The sequence below is a fragment of the Streptomyces sp. MK7 genome (genome assembly GCF_032658145.1).
Classification (GTDB): domain Bacteria; phylum Actinomycetota; class Actinomycetes; order Streptomycetales; family Streptomycetaceae; genus Streptomyces; species Streptomyces spiralis.
In genome coordinates, this window is record NZ_JAVACL010000060.1 from 1 (window position 1) to 15,930 (window position 15,930).

The window sequence follows — 15,930 nt, forward strand, 5'->3', positions numbered from 1 at the left end:
GGAGTCCTCCCGGACGGGGCGGTCATCGGTGAAGCAGGAAACCCAGCGGGCGACCGCTGGAATCCCCCGCCTTTAGGCGGGGGAGGAAGTCAAGACGTGCTCACGGCCCGTGCGGTGTCGCCGACCGCGGCGATCTCGTCGGCGAGGTACAGCTCCCGCATGGCGGACCGCTGGACCTTGCCGCTGGTCGTGCGCTGTACGCCGCCCGGCCTGACCAGCAGCACGCGCGTGCCGCCGATCCCGTACTGCCGGCCCAGGTGCTGGGACACCGCGCGCGCGATCTCGTCCAGCTCCCGGGGGCCCAGCCGCCCCGCTCTGGCCTCCTGGACGACGACCACCCGCTGGTCGTCGCCGAACGCCGCGGCCGCACCCTCGGCGAGCGCGGGGTGCACGGACTTCGAGTCGGCCTCGATGTCCTGCGGGTGGAGGTTCCGCCCGTGCACGATGAGCAGGTCCTTGATCCGGCCGGTGACGAAGAGTTCGCCGTCATGGACCGCGCCCAGGTCGCCCGTGCGCAGATATCCGGTCTCACCGCCGGCCGTGGTCGCCCGGAAGGCGGCCCGGCTCTCGTCCTCGCGACCCCAGTAGCCGAGTCCGACATTGCCGGCGCGCGCCCAGATCTCCCCGATCCGGCCGGGCGGCAGCGGCTGTGCCGTGTCCGGGTCGACGATCAGGACGTCGAGGCCGGTGACGACACCGCTGCTGACGAACTCGCGCACGGCAGGGGGCCCGGGGCGCTCCGCCGGGGGCGGTGCCGACGGGACGAACCGCCCTTGCTCCAGGTCGTCGGCCGGCACGCTCAGGGTGAGCGGAGGCCGCCAGGGGCGGTCACCGCACACGATCAGGGTGGCCTCGGCGAGCCCGTAGCAGGGGAACATGGTCTCGGCCCGCAGGCCGGCAGGTTCCAGCCGCCGGAGGAAGGCGGCGACGGACCGGGCCCTGATGGGCTCGGCGCCGTTGACCGCGACGAGCCACCGGGACAGGTCGAGCCGGCCGATCTGCTCCTCGGTGAGCCGTCGCGCGCACAGCTCGTAGGCGAAGTTCGGGCCGCCGCTCATCTGGACGCCGTGCCGGTCGATCAGGTCCAGCCACAGATGGGGCCGTTTGAGGAAGCTCATCGGCGACATGAAGACCGAGCTGCCGCCGTGGAAGAGGGGTTGCAGCAGCATCCCCATGAGACCGAGGTCGTGATAGTGCGGCAGCCAGCCACCGAAGCGGGTGTCGGCGGAGCTGCCGAGCGTCTTGCCGATCGACGCCGCGTTGTGCACGAGGTTGGCGTGGCTGATCATGACGCCCTTGGGGTCGCTCGTGGACCCCGATGTGTACTGGAGCAGCGCGAGTTCGTCCGGGCGCAGCGTGCGGGGGCGCCACCGGGGATCGCCGAGGGCGGGGGAGTCCGTGGCCGCGCAGAGCACGTCCAGCCCCTCGTCGGCCGCCCACTGTGTCACCTCGGCATGGCTTGCGGCATCGGTGAGCACGAACGCGGCGCCGCTGTCACGGGCGATGGACGTCACCCGGCGGCGGTGCTGGGGCCGGGTCCCGGGCAGCGGCGAGGGCACGGCGACCGCGCCCGCGTACGCGCATCCCACCAGCCCTTTGGCGAACTCGAGCCCCGGCGGGTGCAGGAGGAGAACCCGCTCGCCCCTGGCGCCCCGCTCGGTGAGCCAGGAGCCGATACGGCGGGCGTCACGGTCGAGTTGTGCGTAGGTGAGGGACTCCCTGAGGTTGTCCGCGGGATCGGTCAGAAAGGTCAGCGCGACCCGGTCGCCCTGCGTGTCGGCGTGCGTGCGGACGAGCTGGGCCAGGGAGGAGGGCTGCGTTCGAAGGCCAGTCACGGTGCAGCACTCCCGTCAGAACAGTTTGACCGGTACGGAGGCGAAGCGGCGTAGTGCCAGGCCGGGCTCGCGGACCGGGGCCGCGGCGAGCCGCAGGCCGGGGAAGCGCTGGTAGAGGCGGCCCAGGATCTCTTCGAGCTCCATGCGCGCCAGAGCCGCGCCCAGGCAGTAGTGCGCCCCCAGACCGAAGCTCAACGGCCGGGTGCCGGAGCGCGTGACGTCGAGCCGGTCGGGATCCGGGAAGTGCTGCGGGTCCCGGTTGGCGGCGCCGATGAGGGCCACGACAGAGGTTCCGGCCGGTATCGGGACGCCGCCGAGCACCACGTCGGTCAGCGCGATGCGCCGGGTCATCTGGATCGAGCCGTCGAACCTGGCCAGCTCCTCCGTCGCGGCCGCGAGCCCCGAGGAGCTCTCGCGGAAGGGCGCCAGCTGATCCGGAGCGTCGCCCAGCGCGACGACCGAGTTGCCGACCATGCCCGCCGTCGTCTCGAAGCCCGCGGCGAACAGGAAGCCGAGGGTGTCGAGCAGCTCCTCCTCGGTGAGCCGGTCCCCGTCGGAGTCGACGACGGCGATCAGGGCCGAGGTGAGGTCGTCACGCGGAGCGGAGCGGCGTTCGGCGACCAGGCGCTTGAAGTACTGCCGGATGCTCGTGTACGCGGCGTCGCCCGCGGCCAGTTCCTCGGGGGTGACAGCGATCTCGAACATCACACCGCACTTGCGCACCCAGGACTGGAAAGGCGGCAGGTCCTCGTCCGGCACACCGAGCAGCTTGGCCATGACCCGGATCGGCACCGGCAGACCGATGGCCTCCTGGAGGTCGATGACGCCGTCGTCCGCGCGCTCGGCCATGGCGTCGAGCAACCGGTCGGTCAGGTCGGCCACGAAGGGACGGAGTTCCTCGATGCGGCGGGCGTTGAAGGCGTGCGACACCAGCCGGCGGAGCCTGGTGTGGTCGGGCGGGTTGTTGCCGATCATGGTCGAGTACACGTGGAACATCAGCGGGTGACTGCGCCAGTCCGGTTCGTTGGTGTCGAACCAGTCGGCGTCGGCGACCCCGAAGCGGTCGCTGAACACCACCTCCTTGCAGGCTTCGTAACCCGAGACGAAGCACGCGCCGAGCACGCTGGGAAAGACCGGAGCCGCTTGCCTGAGCCGGGCGTAGGCCGGGAACGGATTCTCCTTGCCCTCGGGGGTGATGAGGTCGAGCAGCGCGGCCTCCGCGGCGGCGGTCGCCTCCTCGGTGAGGACGCCCGGATCGGCGGCGGCCGGGGCGGTGGACGAAGAGTTGCTCATGAGACGCTCCAGATGTCCTAGGCGGTGGGGAACGGGGACCGGGGTATCCAGGCGGGGCTGGGCTCCTCGTTGTTGGGGCCCTTCTCGACGAAAACGATGTTGTGGTAGTGGTGCACGCCCACCGTGTGGTCGGCGGCGTAGGAGCGGGGACCGGAGACGTCGCCCGCGTACTCCCGGTGGTGCATCAGGTCCACCAGCGACGTCATGAGCCCGAGGGTGGTGCCGTCGCCGGCGGCAGCGGCGTCGGGGGTGCCGCCGTAGCCCGGCCAGTAGGACGTCTGCACGTCCTCGATGACGTACAGGCCCCCCTCCCGTACGTACGGGAAGAGAGTGTCGAAGGACGTCCGCACGTGCTCGTTCACATGGCTGCCGTCGTCGATCACGATGTCGAACGGCCCGTGCTCCTCGGCCACGGCGGTCAGCTGCTCCGGGTCGTTCTGGTCCCCCTGGAGCGTTCTGATGCGGGGGCCGAGCGCCTCCGGCTTGCGGAACAGGTCGAGGCCCAGCACCAGCCCTCGCCTGAAGTACCGCTGCCACATGTGCAGGGAGGCGCCGCCCGCCCCGTTGTCGGAGTAGCCGCCGACGCCGATCTCGAGGATCCGCACCGGGGCGTCGCGCAACGCGCGCATGTGCCGCTCGTAGTGCCGGGTGTACCAGTGCACCCCGCCCCACTTGTCGGAGCCGAAGCGGACCGCGAGCCGGCCGAGATCGGTGTCGGCCGGCGAACAGGCCGCCAGCAGAGCGTCGAGGCCCTGCACCACGGGGCCCATGCGCTGCGCCAGTTCGGGAATGGGCGCCTGCGGCCAGGTGAACTCCACCTTCGGGGGCGCGGGCCGGGAGTCTGCGCGCGGCCCGAACAGCTGCTTGAGCAGATTCCGGAGTTCGTACGTCACGCTGACGGACGCGTCGTCCGGGGCACCGGGCGTGGCCAGCATCTCGCGCCGGTCGACCTGGAGGGTGTAGTCGGCGAACCGGCCGTCGTGGTGCAGACGCAGATGCAGCCGCACCGGGTCCCAGGGGCCGTCCGCTCCGTAGCGGGCGAGCACCTCGTCGACGGCGACGGCCGCGGCCTGCTCGACCCCGACCTCGGCGATCGCCGCCCGTAGGTGCTCGTCGCGGGCGCCTACGGCCAGGAGAAGGGGCTCGACGGCCCCCCAGTGGCTGGACTCGACCATGCTCGGCAACTCCTCGGCTCTGTGGGCAGGCGAAGACAGACGTGCCGAGGGTGGGCCAGGCGGCTTAAGAACCTCTAGGAGACGGCGTCGACCGCGCCTTGAGCTCTCCCCTAGGACTCGTTCGTAAGTTCGCGGTTGTCAGATCCCGCGACGGGAGGGCACCTCCGACGGAGCGAACTCCTGACTGCTACTCACTAAGGAACTTGACGCCGTGAGACTCATTGCCCTCAGCGAGGTACTGCCGGGTGACCCGGTGACGAACCGAGACATGGCGGAGCGGTTTGGTCTGCACGAGAAGTGGCTCGACCGTATGACCGGCAACCGCAACCGGCACTTCTGCGACCCGTCCAGCTCTGCCGGCGTGCCGAAGAACACCGGTGATCTGGCGACGGCCGCCGGCGAGCGCGCGCTCGCCGCGGCCGGTGTGGATGCGTCGACGCTGGACTTCATCATCCTGACCACCGGCTCGCCCGACCATCTGATGCCGGCGACCGTCAACACCGTCGCGGACCGTCTCGGCCTGAACGACCTTCCGACCTTCCAGCTGACCTCGGGCTGCGCCGGGGCGCTCACCGGCCTCTACACCGCGCGGGCGCTGCTGGCCAGCGGCCTGCGCCGCGGTCTGGTGATCGGTGCCGACTCGGTGGTGAAACTCTGGCCCGCGGACCGGGACATCAAGCGGATCAAGTCGGCGGAGCTCGCGAACTTCGCCCTGTTCGGCGACGGCGCGGGCGCGGCGGTCGTCGACGCCGACGACAACGGCCCCGGCCTGGTCGTCGACCACATCCTGCTGCGCACCGTCGGAAAGGGACGCGCGCCGGCCCAGCTGGTGCGCTGGTACGGCGCGGACGGCGCACCCATGGTGCCCGGGCCCGACGGCACCGAGGTCCGCGAGTCCATGGGCGAAGAGGACTACAAGGCCATCGAGCAGAACGTGCCCGGTCTGGCCTGCACGGTTCTGGAGGAGCTGGCCGCCGCCACGGGCTGCGACACCAGTGAGGTCGAGCATGTGCTTCCGCCGCAGCTGAACGGCGTCATGGCGGAGAAGATCCGTCAGCGCATGGGCGTCACGCCGGAGCAGGCGGTCTCCTGCGTCGCGGACACCGGAAACAACGGCAACGCCCTCCCCTTCATCCAGCTCAACCGGACGATGCAGCGCATCCAGGCCGGTACGGGCGTCGGCGGGCGCGTGCTGGTCACCACCATCGAATCCTCGAAGTGGATCATCTCGGGAATGGCGCTGCGTCATCAGCCGGACAAGGCGGTCACCGATGCAGCCTGACCGCTCCGGCGTCGCCACCCCCCTCGTGAGCCGCCCCGGGGCGACACCCCCCGGCCCCGGGGCAACACCCCTGCAGCACCTGCGCGCGCTCGCCCGCTCCGGTTTCGGTGACGGCGCGTCCGCGGTCGCGGGTCTGCTCGCGCAGCTCGACGACGTACTCGACCTGGAGGCGGCCGGCGCCGTCCTGTCGGGCGCCCGGCGGCGTGAACAGCTCGCCGCCACCGGGCTGTTCACGGCTCAGCCGATCGCACTGCTCGGCAGCTGCACCCTGGACACGCTGCCGCCCTTGTTGACCGCGACCATGCTCCAGGCGGGGATACAACCGGAGATCCGGCTCGCCGGATTCAACCAGTGGCGCTTCGAGGTGCTCTCCGGAGCACCGACGTTCAAAGACCTCGCGCCCCGCGTCGTCGCCTGCCTCCTGGACGACAGCGCCGTCTTCGCGGAGATCACGGACCCCCTCGACATCGAGGAGGTCGAGGCCCGGTGCGCCGCCTTCCCCGCCGAACTGCGGCAGTGGACGCAGGCGGCTCAGGATGTGCTCGGCGGACTCACCGTGCTGTGCACCCTGCCCCTGAGCCCGCTGCGCAGGGACCGTCTCATCGACTACCGGAGCAAGGCCCGGCTCGAAGCGGCCTGGCAGCGGATGAACGCGGCGATCCTCGACCTGGCCACGGAGCTCTCCGGCACCGTTGTCCTGTCCGACGCGGCCCTGGCGGCCCGGGCCGGGACGGTCTTCGGCAGCGACCGGATGCGGCACGCCGCGGCGCACAGCTACACCCCGGAGTTCCTGCACGCCTATGCGCAGGAGCTGACGCGGGTCGCCCGCGCCGACCTGGGCCGCGCCGCCAAGTGCCTCGTCCTGGACCTCGACAACACCCTGTGGGGCGGGGTCGTCGGTGACGACGGCATCGGTGGGCTGCGCCTCGGCGGTTCCTACCCCGGCTCGGCGTACCAGGAGCTGCAGACACTCGCCCGCGACCTGGAGAAGCAGGGGGTGATGCTCGCCGTCGCGTCGAAGAACGACGAGGAGATCGCCCGGGAAGCCATCGCCACGCACCCGGACATGGTCCTGCAGCCCCACTCGTTCCTCGCCGTACGGGCCAACTGGCAGCCCAAACCGGACAACGTCCGCGAGCTCGCGGCCGAGCTCAACATCGGTGCGGACGCGATGGTCTTCGTGGACGACAACCCGGTCGAGCGCGGTCTGATGCGGGAGCTGCTGCCGCAGGTCACCACCGTCGAGCTGCCGGCCGACCCCGCGGGATACGCCTCCTGCCTGGCCGGGCGCGGCGACTTCAACCTGCTGAAGCTGACCGGTGAGGACCGGGAGCGCACCAAGCTGTACCGGGAACGCAGCCAGCGGGCCGAGCTGCAAAGCACGGCCGGCAGCCTGGAGGAGTACCTCGCGGCGCTGGACTCGCGGCTGACGATCGAGCCGGCCGACGCGCTGAACACGGCCCGCATCGCGCAACTCTTCGGTAAGACCAACCAGTTCAACCTCACCGGTGTCCGGTACACCGAGGAGGACATCGCACAGCGCATCGCCGACGGCACGGGCACCTTCTTCGCCGCCCGGCTCACCGACCGGTTCGGTGACAACGGGCTGATCGCCGCGATCGCGCTCAGCGAGGCCCGGGACGGCGCCTGGTCGATCGACAACTTCGTCCTCAGCTGCCGTGTCTTCTCGCGCAACGTCGAGGACGCCATCGTCGGCCTGATCCTGCGATCCGCCGAGGAGCACTCCGCGGCGGCCGTGCTGGCCCGCTACACGCGGACGGCGAAGAACGCGAAGTTCGCCGGCTTCTACCCGGCCCAGGGCTTCGTGCCCGACGCCGCCGAGGACGACGGAACGTCCACCGGCTTCCGTCACGACCTGACGAGCATCTCCGACCTGCCCGATGGGATCCGGGTCGTCAACGACGAGGGAGTCTTCCATGTCCGCTGACCGGATCGTCCTCGAAGTCGTCGAACAGCTACTCGACTTCGAGCCCGGGAAACTGACGGTCGGCACCGCGCTGACCGAGATCGAGGGCTGGGACTCGGTGAACCAGATGCGCGTTCTGGTCTACCTGGAGCGGGAGCTGGCGGCCTCTCTCGACTACGACCGCTTCATGAAGGCCGAGTCGCTGGCGGACGTGTCGGCCCTCGTCGCCGAGACCGGCGCGGACGGCGGGCAGGCATGAGTCCCGTGATCCCGGCCGTCCGGCCGCTGCCGTCGGCCCGCCGAGGCACCTGGACCTTCCTGCACGGAGGGGCGCGCAGGACGTGCCACGTCTATCTGATGGCGGACGTGGACGCCACCCGGCTGAAGGAGGCGCGTGCCGCGAGCGGCGGCAAGCTCAGCTACGTCAGCCTTCTCGTCAAAGCTGCGGCCGATGTCGTGGCCGCCTGCCCCGAGGCGCGGTCGATGCTCCAGGGCGGCGCTCTGCGGCCGAGGCTCGCCGTTCTCGACGACGTCGACGTGAAGGTGCTCTTCGACAAGACGGTCGACGGCGAGCGCTGTGTGGTCGCCGGCACGGTGCACGCCGCGCAGGACCTGTCGGTGCTCGACGTGCAGAACGCGATCGACGTGTACAAGGACGCGGAGGTGGCCGACACCGGCCCGTTCCGCCAGGTCAAGAAGATCCAGAAGCTTCCGCTGACCCTCTCGCGGATCGCCTACCGCGCCGCCATGGGCAACGCGGCCCGCCGCGCGGACATCCAGGGAACCTTCTCCGTCACCTCGGTGGGACAGGAACCGGTGCGGGCCATCTTCCCGATGATCTCGGGAACGCTCGGCTTCGGCATCGGCCGCATCGCCGACGCGACCGTGGTCCGTGACGGGCAGGTGCACATCGCCCCCCAGTTCACGCTCTCCCTCGCGTTCGACCACCGGGTCATCGACGGTGCCCTCGCCTCGGAAGTGCTGGCCCACGTCAAGGACCGGCTGGAAACCTGGGAGGTGTCGTGATGCTGGCCGAGGCCAAGCAGTTCGTCGGGCTCCACGCGCGGTTCATGGGCCTCGACCCGGGCGAGGTCGACGGGGTGCTCGACCGGATCGGCACCCTGGACGGCGAGGGCAGGGGCAGCTGGGTCGGCGAGTGGTCGGCCGCGGCCGACCGCCACGTCCGCGCGGGCAAGCCACGGGCCGCGTCCAACCTGTACAACCTCGCGCGCTTCCCCCGGGCCGACTCGCCCGCCAGGCGCGAGGCCGGCGAGCTGGCGGCGCAGAGCCTGCACACCTGGCTCCTGCGCTCCGGCGCGGGGGAGCGCCGGACGGCCACCGTCGACGGCCACGAGGTGCCCTTCCTCTACCAGTGCGGTCCCCGGCCCGACGCCCCGCTCGTGATCATGATGGGCGGCATCGTCTCCCTCAAGGAGCAGTGGGGCGGGTTCCTCCAGGCGATTCCCCGTACCGGATCGGCCGTGGCCATCGTCGACTTCCCCGGTGTCGGCGAGAACGGTGTGCCGTACTCCCGCTCGGCGGGCAAGGTGTTCACCGCCGTCATGGACACCGTCGCCGACAGCTGCGCGGCGGACCGCACGCTCGCCGTGGCGCTCAGCTTCGGCGGGCACCTGGCGATGGTCCAGAGCCAGGCCGACCCCCGTATCCGCAAGGTCGTCACCGTCGGCAGCCCGATCAGCAGGTCGTTCACCGATCCGGCGGCGCTGGCCGCGATGCCCCGCATCACACGTGCCGCGCTCAGTCACACCTCGGGTGTCGCGTCCGACGCCCTGGACCAGCACCTGAGCGAACTCGCGCTCCGGCCGCAGGAGATCGCGGACCTGAAGATCCCCGTGCGCTACGTGGCCAGCCTGCGCGACGAGATCATCCCGCAGGACGACTGGCGCGAGGCGGCACGTCTGCACGACGGATTCCACGTGAACGCCTTTGACGACGTCCACGGCTCGCCCCATCACCTGCGCGAGACGCGCGTGATCATTCTCGGCGAGCTGCTCCGGCACGGCGGCCGTACCCGGCTCGCCCGGCTCGTCGAGCAGCTCGGTCGCAAGGTTCTGCGCATCACCCACGTACCCACAGCCAGCTCTCACCACCCGAGGTAGCCATGCAAGAGGATCACGTGACCCCGGATCCCCACCAGGCCATCGCAGTCGTCGGTATGGCAGGCCGTTTCCCCGGCGCTCCGGACGTCGAGGGACTGTGGGACCTGATGATGCGCCGCGGCCACGCCATCGGCCCGGTGCCGCCGGAGCGCTGGGACGCCTCGGCCCAACTCGACCCGGAGAAGCGGATCCAGGAGGTCGGGGGATTCATCGACGGGGTCGATCAGTTCGACCCGACGTTCTTCGGTATCTCTCCGCGCGAGGTCGAGGACATCGACCCGCAGCAGCGGCTCGTCCTCGAAGCGGGGTGGAGCGCGCTCGAGGACGCCGGCCTGCGGGCCGCAGACCTCAGGGGTTCACGGACCGGTGTCTACGTCGGAGCCCTGTGGCACGACTACGAACTGCTGCGCAAGAACGGCGGCGGGAGAGCGACCCAGCGCAGCGCCGTCGGCCAGGCCATCGACGTCATCGCCGCCCGCGTCTCCTACTTCCTGGAGTTCAACGGGCCGAGCCTGACCGTGGCGACCGGCTGCTCGTCCTCCCTCGTGGCACTCCACCTGGCCGCGCAGGCGCTGCGGCAGGGCGAGATCGAGGCCGCACTGGTGGGCGGCGTCAACCTCATCCTCACCCCCGATGTGTCCATCGGGCTGACCCACTTCGGGGGACTCTCCCCCGACGGCCGCTGCGCCGCGTTCGCCGCGTCCGCCAACGGTTTCGTCCGCGGCGAGGGCGTCGCCGCGGTCTATGTGAAGACTCTTGCCCGGGCTCTGGAGGACGGCGACCGCATCCACGCCGTCATCCTCAACACCGCCGTGAACAACGACGGCGGTGGCGACAGCCTGGTCACCCCCAACTCGGCCGCACAGGAAGACCTGCTGCGCCGGGCATACACCGATTCAGGTGTACCCCTGGACCGGCTCGCGTACATAGAAGCGCACGGCACCGGCACCCGTCGCGGAGACCCCGTGGAAGCGGGTGCCATCGGCCGTGCCATCGGGCAGCAGCGTCACAGCGCAGGTCCGATTCCGGTCGGCTCGGTGAAGACCAACATCGGCCACTTGGAGGCGGCCTCGGGCCTGGCGGGTTTGTTCAAGGCGGTTCTCTCCCTTGAACACCGTGTCGTCCCGCCGAGCCTGCATGCCGAAGAGCTCAGCCCGAACATCCCCTGGGACGAGCTCAACGTGCGCGTCACCCGCGAGCCGCTGCCCCTCCCGAAGGAGGGACCCCTCTACGCAGGGGTCAACTCCTTCGGGTGGGGCGGTACCAACGCCCATGTCGTCCTGATGAGTTCACCGATCGCCGACGAAACGCCGCAGACGTCCGACGACGACCCCGCCACGAGCAGGCCCGTACTGGTCCCGCTCTCCGGCCACACCGACGAAGCGCTGCGCCGGCGCGCCGAGGACCTGCGGGAGCCGGCCGGACGCGGCGACGTGTCCCTCGCGGCACTCGCCGGCACCCTCGCCTGGAAGCGCGACAGCTTCCCCATGCGGGCGGCGCTGATCGCGCACGACGCCGCCGAACTCGGCACCCGGCTGGACCAGTTCGTCGCCGCCCCGGACGCGGAGACGCCCGGCATCGTCACGGGCCGGGCCCGCACCCGCGGCCGTACCGCGTTCGTCTTCCCGGGCCAGGGCTCCCAGTGGGCCGCGATGGGCCAGGAACTGTACGCGCGCAGCGACACCTTCGCCGCGGTCGTGCGGCGCTGTGCCAAGGCGCTGGAACCGCACGTCGACTGGGACCTGACCGACGTGGTGTCGGGCAAGGCGGGCGACGCGTGGCTCGGCCGGATCGAGGTCGTGCAGCCGACCCTGTGGGCCGTGTCCGTGGGCATCGCCGAGCTGTGGCGCGAGGCCGGGGTCGAGCCCGACGTCGTGATCGGCCACAGCCAGGGCGAGGTGACCGCCGCGACCGTGGCGGGCATCCTGTCCTACGAGGACGCCGCGCTGGTCATCGCCCGCCGCAGCGCGATCATCCGCCGGGTCACCGGCCGCGGCGGCATGCTCGCGGTCGACCTGAGCCGGGAGGCCGCGCGCGAGGCCCTCGAGGGTTTCGAGGAACTGGTCTCGATCGCCGTCAACAACGGCCCCAACTCCTGCGTCCTGTCGGGGGACACCGACTCGCTCGAGGTGCTCAAGGAGATCCTGGAGGCGGACGGGACCTACTGCCGCCTCGTCAACGTCGACTACGCCTCCCACAGCCCGCAGATGGACGAGCTCAGGGACGACCTGTCCGCGGCGCTCGCACCCGTCGCGCCGCGCAAGGGCGACATCCCGCTGATGTCGACGCTGCGCGTCGCGGACATCCAGGGGCCGGAGATGGACGGGGCCTACTGGATCGACAACCTGCGCAACCCCGTGCTGTTCGCCGACGCCATGAGCAAGCTGTTCGACGACGGCGTCACCCACGTCGTGGAGATCAGCCCGCACCCGGTACTGGCACCGGCCCTTGAGCAGCTGGCCGGCCTGCACGACGAACAGCCCGCGGTGCTCACGTCCCTGCGCCGCGACGAGGGCGGCCTGCAGGACCTCACCCAGGCGTTCGCCCGTGCCTTCGTCGCCGGCCTCGAACCCTTCGGGGGGCTGCCGCGCGACGCGTCGGCCCCGGTGCCCGGCTATCCCTGGCAGCGGTCCACCTACTGGCTGGACACCGGCAAGCGGCGTCCGGGCCTGCGCGAGGGCCTGGGCTTCGACCTGGTGCCGTCCGCCGTGGAGCAGGACGCCTGGCAGGGCAACCTCGAAGTGGCGGTGGACAGCGCGCCGTGGCTGACGGACCACAGGATCGACGATGCCGTCGTGCTGCCGGGCGCCGCCATGCTGGCGTTCGCTCTCGAGGCGGCGCGCAACCGCCACGGAGCCCTGCCCGGTTCGCTCGTCGACGTCGCCTTCCACCGGGACCTGACGCTCGGCGACGATCCCACCCGGCTCTCCGTCCTGTGGCGCGACGACGTCACCGAGGGAGGCAGCTTCGCCCTGCTCTCGCTGGCCGAGGGCAGCAGCGACTGGACCGAGCACGCCACCGCGCGCGTCCTGCAACGGCCGGCGGAGCCCGCGCGGACCGTCGACTTCCCGGTGACGCTGCAGGGCACATGGGCGGAGGGGACGGACGGCTCCGAGACGTTCTACGCGGCGTGCGACGCGCGCGGCCTGCGCTACGGACCGGCGTTCCAGGGCGTCCGGCGGCTGCGCGTCCAGGGCGACCGTGCCCTGGCCGAGGTCCGGCTGAGCGAACGCTGCCGGGCCGGAGCGCGCCCGCACGCTCTGCACCCCGCACTGTGGGACGGCGCGCTGCAGACCGTCCTCGCGCTGTGCGAGGAAGGCCTGACCGTCGTGCCCACGGGAGTGGGCGGCGTGCACTGGCACACGGACCCCGACGAGCCCGTCCTCGCAGTGTGGTCCTACGCCGTACGCCGCTGTGCCCACCGGTTCGACCTGCATGTCTTCACCGAGGACCACAGGCCGCTGCTGGTCATGGAGGACCTGCGGATGGAGCCGCTGGCCGTGGAGACCGACACCCGCGACGACACCGAGCGCGAGCACCGCCTGGTGTTCTTCGAGGAGCCGCGCCCGGAGGCGAAGGCCGCACCGCAGGCATGGTTCGTCTGCGGGGAGCCGTCGGCCGCGCGGCACGTGGCCGACGCCCTGGGTGCCGCCGGAGCCCCTGTCACCCTGGCGGGGCCCGGTGGCGACACCGAGGCCTGGGCCGCGGAGCTGACGGCGGCCGACCCGGTCGCCGGAGTGGTCTTCGTCGCTCCGGACGCCGAGGCCGGTCTTCCCGAGCAGCGACGCGCCCTGGCCGGTCTGCCCGCCCTCGTCCGCGGCTGCGTGGAACGCAACGTCCTCCCGAGGCTCGTCGTGGTCACGTCCGGTGCCCAGGCCCTGGCCGCCGGGGAGCAGCCCGACCCCGGAACGGCGCTGTACTGGGGCTTCACCCGGGTACTGCGCCGCGAGCACCCCGAACTCCGGCCCCTGCTCGTCGATGTGGTCCCGGGCGGCGGGGACTGGGCCGCCGACTGCGCTGCCGAGATCCTCGTCGACGACGGCGAGGACCAGGTCGGACTGCGCCAGGGACGCAGGCTGGTGGGCCGGCTGGTGCGCGGCGAGGCGGAGCCCGGCGACGAGGTGCCGGCGGCGCCCTGGCGCGCCTCGAAACGCCCGTTCCGGCTCAACGCCGACAAGCCCGGGTTCTGGGACTCGCTGGTCTACCGTCCGCTCACCCGGCGGGCGCCGGGCCGCGGCGAGATCGAGCTCGAAGTCACCGCGGCCGGGCTCAACTTCATCGACGTGATGAAGGCCATGGGCACCTACCCCGACCACTCGGGCGGCGCGGGGCTGCTCGGCGGGGAATGCGCGGGACGCGTCAGCGCCGTCGGCCCGGATGTCACGGGCTTCGCCGTCGGCGACCGGGTCGTGGCCTGCGCCATGGGTTCGATGGCGTCCCATGTCACGGTCCGGGCCGGGCATGCCCAGATCGTGCCGGACGGCATGACCGACACCGACGCCGCGGGTCTGCCGCTGGCGATGGGCACGGCCTGGTACGGCCTCGCCGACCTGGCGCGGCTCGCGCCGGGCGAGACGGTCCTCATCCACTCGGCCGCCGGCGGCCTCGGTCTCGCGGCGGTCCAGGTCGCCCGGGCACTGGGGGCGGAGATCATCGCCACGGCCGGGAGCGAGGACAAGCGGCAGTATCTGCGGGGCCTCGGCATCGAGCACGTCTTCGACTCACGCGATCTGGCGTGGGCCGCTGCGGTACGCGAGGCCACCGGCGGCCGAGGGGTGGACGTCGTCCTCAACTCGCTCACCGGGGCGGCCATCTCCCTGGGCCTCGACGTCCTGGCCGAGGACGGGCGTTTCATCGAGGTCGGCAAGAAGGACATCTACAGCGCCAGGAACGTCGGGCTCTCCGCCTTCCGCAAGGGCATCACGTTCGCGGCGGTGGACCTGGCGGGCCTGCTGGACCGGCGCCCGGAGCGCTTCGCCTCGGTCTTCGCGGCGGTATGGCGCGAGGTGGCCGCCGGCCGGATCGAGCCGCTGCCCGTCGCCGTGCACGCCTTCGCCGACGCGGCGGAGGCGCTGCGCGAGATGTCGCACGGCCGGCACACCGGCAAGCTCGTTCTCGCGAGCCCGGAGACGGTGTCGGCCGTCGTACCGGAACCGATGCCGCAGGGACGCTTCCGTGCCGACGCCACGTATCTGATCACCGGCGGTCTCGGGGGCCTGGGCCTGTCGCTCGCCGAATTCCTGGCCGATCACGGCGCGGGCGCGCTCGCGCTGCTCGGCCGGTCCGAGCCCGGCCAGGCGGCACGCGACCGGATCGAACAGCTGCGCAAGGGCGGGGTACGCGTACAGACCTATGCCTGTGACGTGGCCGACCGGTCCGCTCTCGCGACGACGCTCGGCCGGGTCAGGTCCGAACTGCCGCCGCTGCGCGGGGTGTTCCACGCCGCCGGCCTGCTCGACGACGCCACGGTGTTGAACATGCGGCCCGAGCAGCTCGAGAGGGTGCTGGCACCCAAGGTCGACGGTGCGCGCCACCTCGACGAGGCGACGGCCGAGGACACGCTCGACCTGTTCGTGATGTTCTCCTCGGTCGCCTCGCTCATCGGCAACGTCGGACAGGCGGGCTACGCGGCAGGCAACGCGTTCATGGACGCCCTCGCCACCGCACGCAGGTCCCGTGGCCTGCCCGGCCTCGCCGTGCAGTGGGGCCCGTTCGCCGACATCGGCCTCGCGGCCGCGGACGACGTGCGCGGCGCGCGGCTGGGCGACCGGGGCATGAGCAGCTTCCCCGCCGAGGAGGCCTGGGGCGCACTGGCCCGATTCCTCGGCCAGGACCACCAGGTCGTCGGCTACATGCCGCTCAATGCGCGGCAGTGGTTCGACGCCTACCCGGAAACCGCTGCCCAGAAGACGTGGGAGGTGCTGCGCCGGTCCGCGCAGGAAGGCGGATCCGCCACCACGGGCCACCAGTTCCGCTCGCTCTTCCTGGCCGCCGACGAGAACGCCCGTCAGGAGCTCGTCGAGAACAAGGTGCAGCAGATCGCCGGCCATGTGCTCCGCCTCGAGCCCACCGCGATCGACCGCACCACTCCGTTCAAGGCACTCGGCCTGGACTCGCTGATGAGCCTGGAGATGCGCAACCGACTGGAATCCGCCTTCGGACTGAAGCTCTCACCGACGCTGCTGTGGACCTACGGGAGTTCACGCGCGCTGGCGGGGGTGCTCAGCGAGCGACTGCTTCAGCCCGCGGACTCCGCCTCCTGACCCCATCCGTCCGGTGACCTCGACGAGGACTGCGT

Annotated in this window: 9 protein-coding genes; 6 read left to right on the plus strand and 3 right to left on the minus strand. The window is 71.5% G+C overall.

The window, feature by feature from the left end; all coding sequences use genetic code 11:
* Positions 1 to 89: 89 nt before the first annotated feature.
* Genes R2S09_RS36115 through R2S09_RS36125 form a run of 3 tightly spaced genes read right to left on the minus strand, consistent with a single transcriptional unit; the run spans position 90 to position 4,303 of the window.
* Positions 90 to 1,835, minus strand: a complete 1,746-nt coding sequence (locus tag R2S09_RS36115; protein ID WP_316745469.1) for a fatty acyl-AMP ligase — start codon at positions 1,833 to 1,835, stop codon at positions 90 to 92.
* Positions 1,836 to 1,850: 15 nt separating this feature from the next.
* Positions 1,851 to 3,128, minus strand: a complete 1,278-nt coding sequence (locus R2S09_RS36120) for a cytochrome P450 (protein ID WP_306192449.1) — start codon at positions 3,126 to 3,128, stop codon at positions 1,851 to 1,853.
* 17 nt (positions 3,129 to 3,145) lie between these two features.
* Positions 3,146 to 4,303 (minus strand): class I SAM-dependent methyltransferase, encoded by a 1,158-nt coding sequence (locus R2S09_RS36125; RefSeq protein WP_306192448.1) that lies wholly within the window; start codon positions 4,301 to 4,303, stop codon positions 3,146 to 3,148.
* Between the two features lie 211 nt (positions 4,304 to 4,514).
* Between R2S09_RS36125 and R2S09_RS36130 the strand changes: the two genes are divergently transcribed.
* Genes R2S09_RS36130 through R2S09_RS36155 form a run of 6 tightly spaced genes read left to right on the plus strand, consistent with a single transcriptional unit; the run spans position 4,515 to position 15,895 of the window.
* On the plus strand, positions 4,515 to 5,585 hold the full coding sequence (locus tag R2S09_RS36130; RefSeq protein WP_306192447.1) for a 3-oxoacyl-ACP synthase III family protein: 1,071 nt from the start codon (positions 4,515 to 4,517) through the stop codon (positions 5,583 to 5,585).
* Positions 5,575 to 7,533, plus strand: coding sequence for an HAD-IIIC family phosphatase (locus R2S09_RS36135; RefSeq protein ID WP_316745470.1), 1,959 nt, complete (start codon positions 5,575 to 5,577; stop codon positions 7,531 to 7,533). Before R2S09_RS36130 ends, R2S09_RS36135 begins: the two co-directional genes overlap by 11 nt.
* Complete coding sequence (locus R2S09_RS36140) at positions 7,523 to 7,771, plus strand: phosphopantetheine-binding protein (protein WP_316745471.1); 249 nt, start codon at positions 7,523 to 7,525, stop codon at positions 7,769 to 7,771. Before R2S09_RS36135 ends, R2S09_RS36140 begins: the two co-directional genes overlap by 11 nt.
* Positions 7,768 to 8,538 (plus strand): 2-oxo acid dehydrogenase subunit E2, encoded by a 771-nt coding sequence (locus R2S09_RS36145; RefSeq protein ID WP_316745472.1) that lies wholly within the window; start codon positions 7,768 to 7,770, stop codon positions 8,536 to 8,538. Before R2S09_RS36140 ends, R2S09_RS36145 begins: the two co-directional genes overlap by 4 nt.
* Positions 8,538 to 9,632, plus strand: a complete 1,095-nt coding sequence (locus tag R2S09_RS36150) for an alpha/beta hydrolase (RefSeq protein ID WP_316745473.1) — start codon at positions 8,538 to 8,540, stop codon at positions 9,630 to 9,632. Before R2S09_RS36145 ends, R2S09_RS36150 begins: the two co-directional genes overlap by 1 nt.
* Positions 9,633 to 9,649: 17 nt before the next feature.
* Entirely contained in the window at positions 9,650 to 15,895 is a 6,246-nt protein-coding gene (locus tag R2S09_RS36155) for an SDR family NAD(P)-dependent oxidoreductase (protein ID WP_316745474.1), read from the plus strand.
* The last annotated feature ends 35 nt before the right edge of the window (positions 15,896 to 15,930 follow it).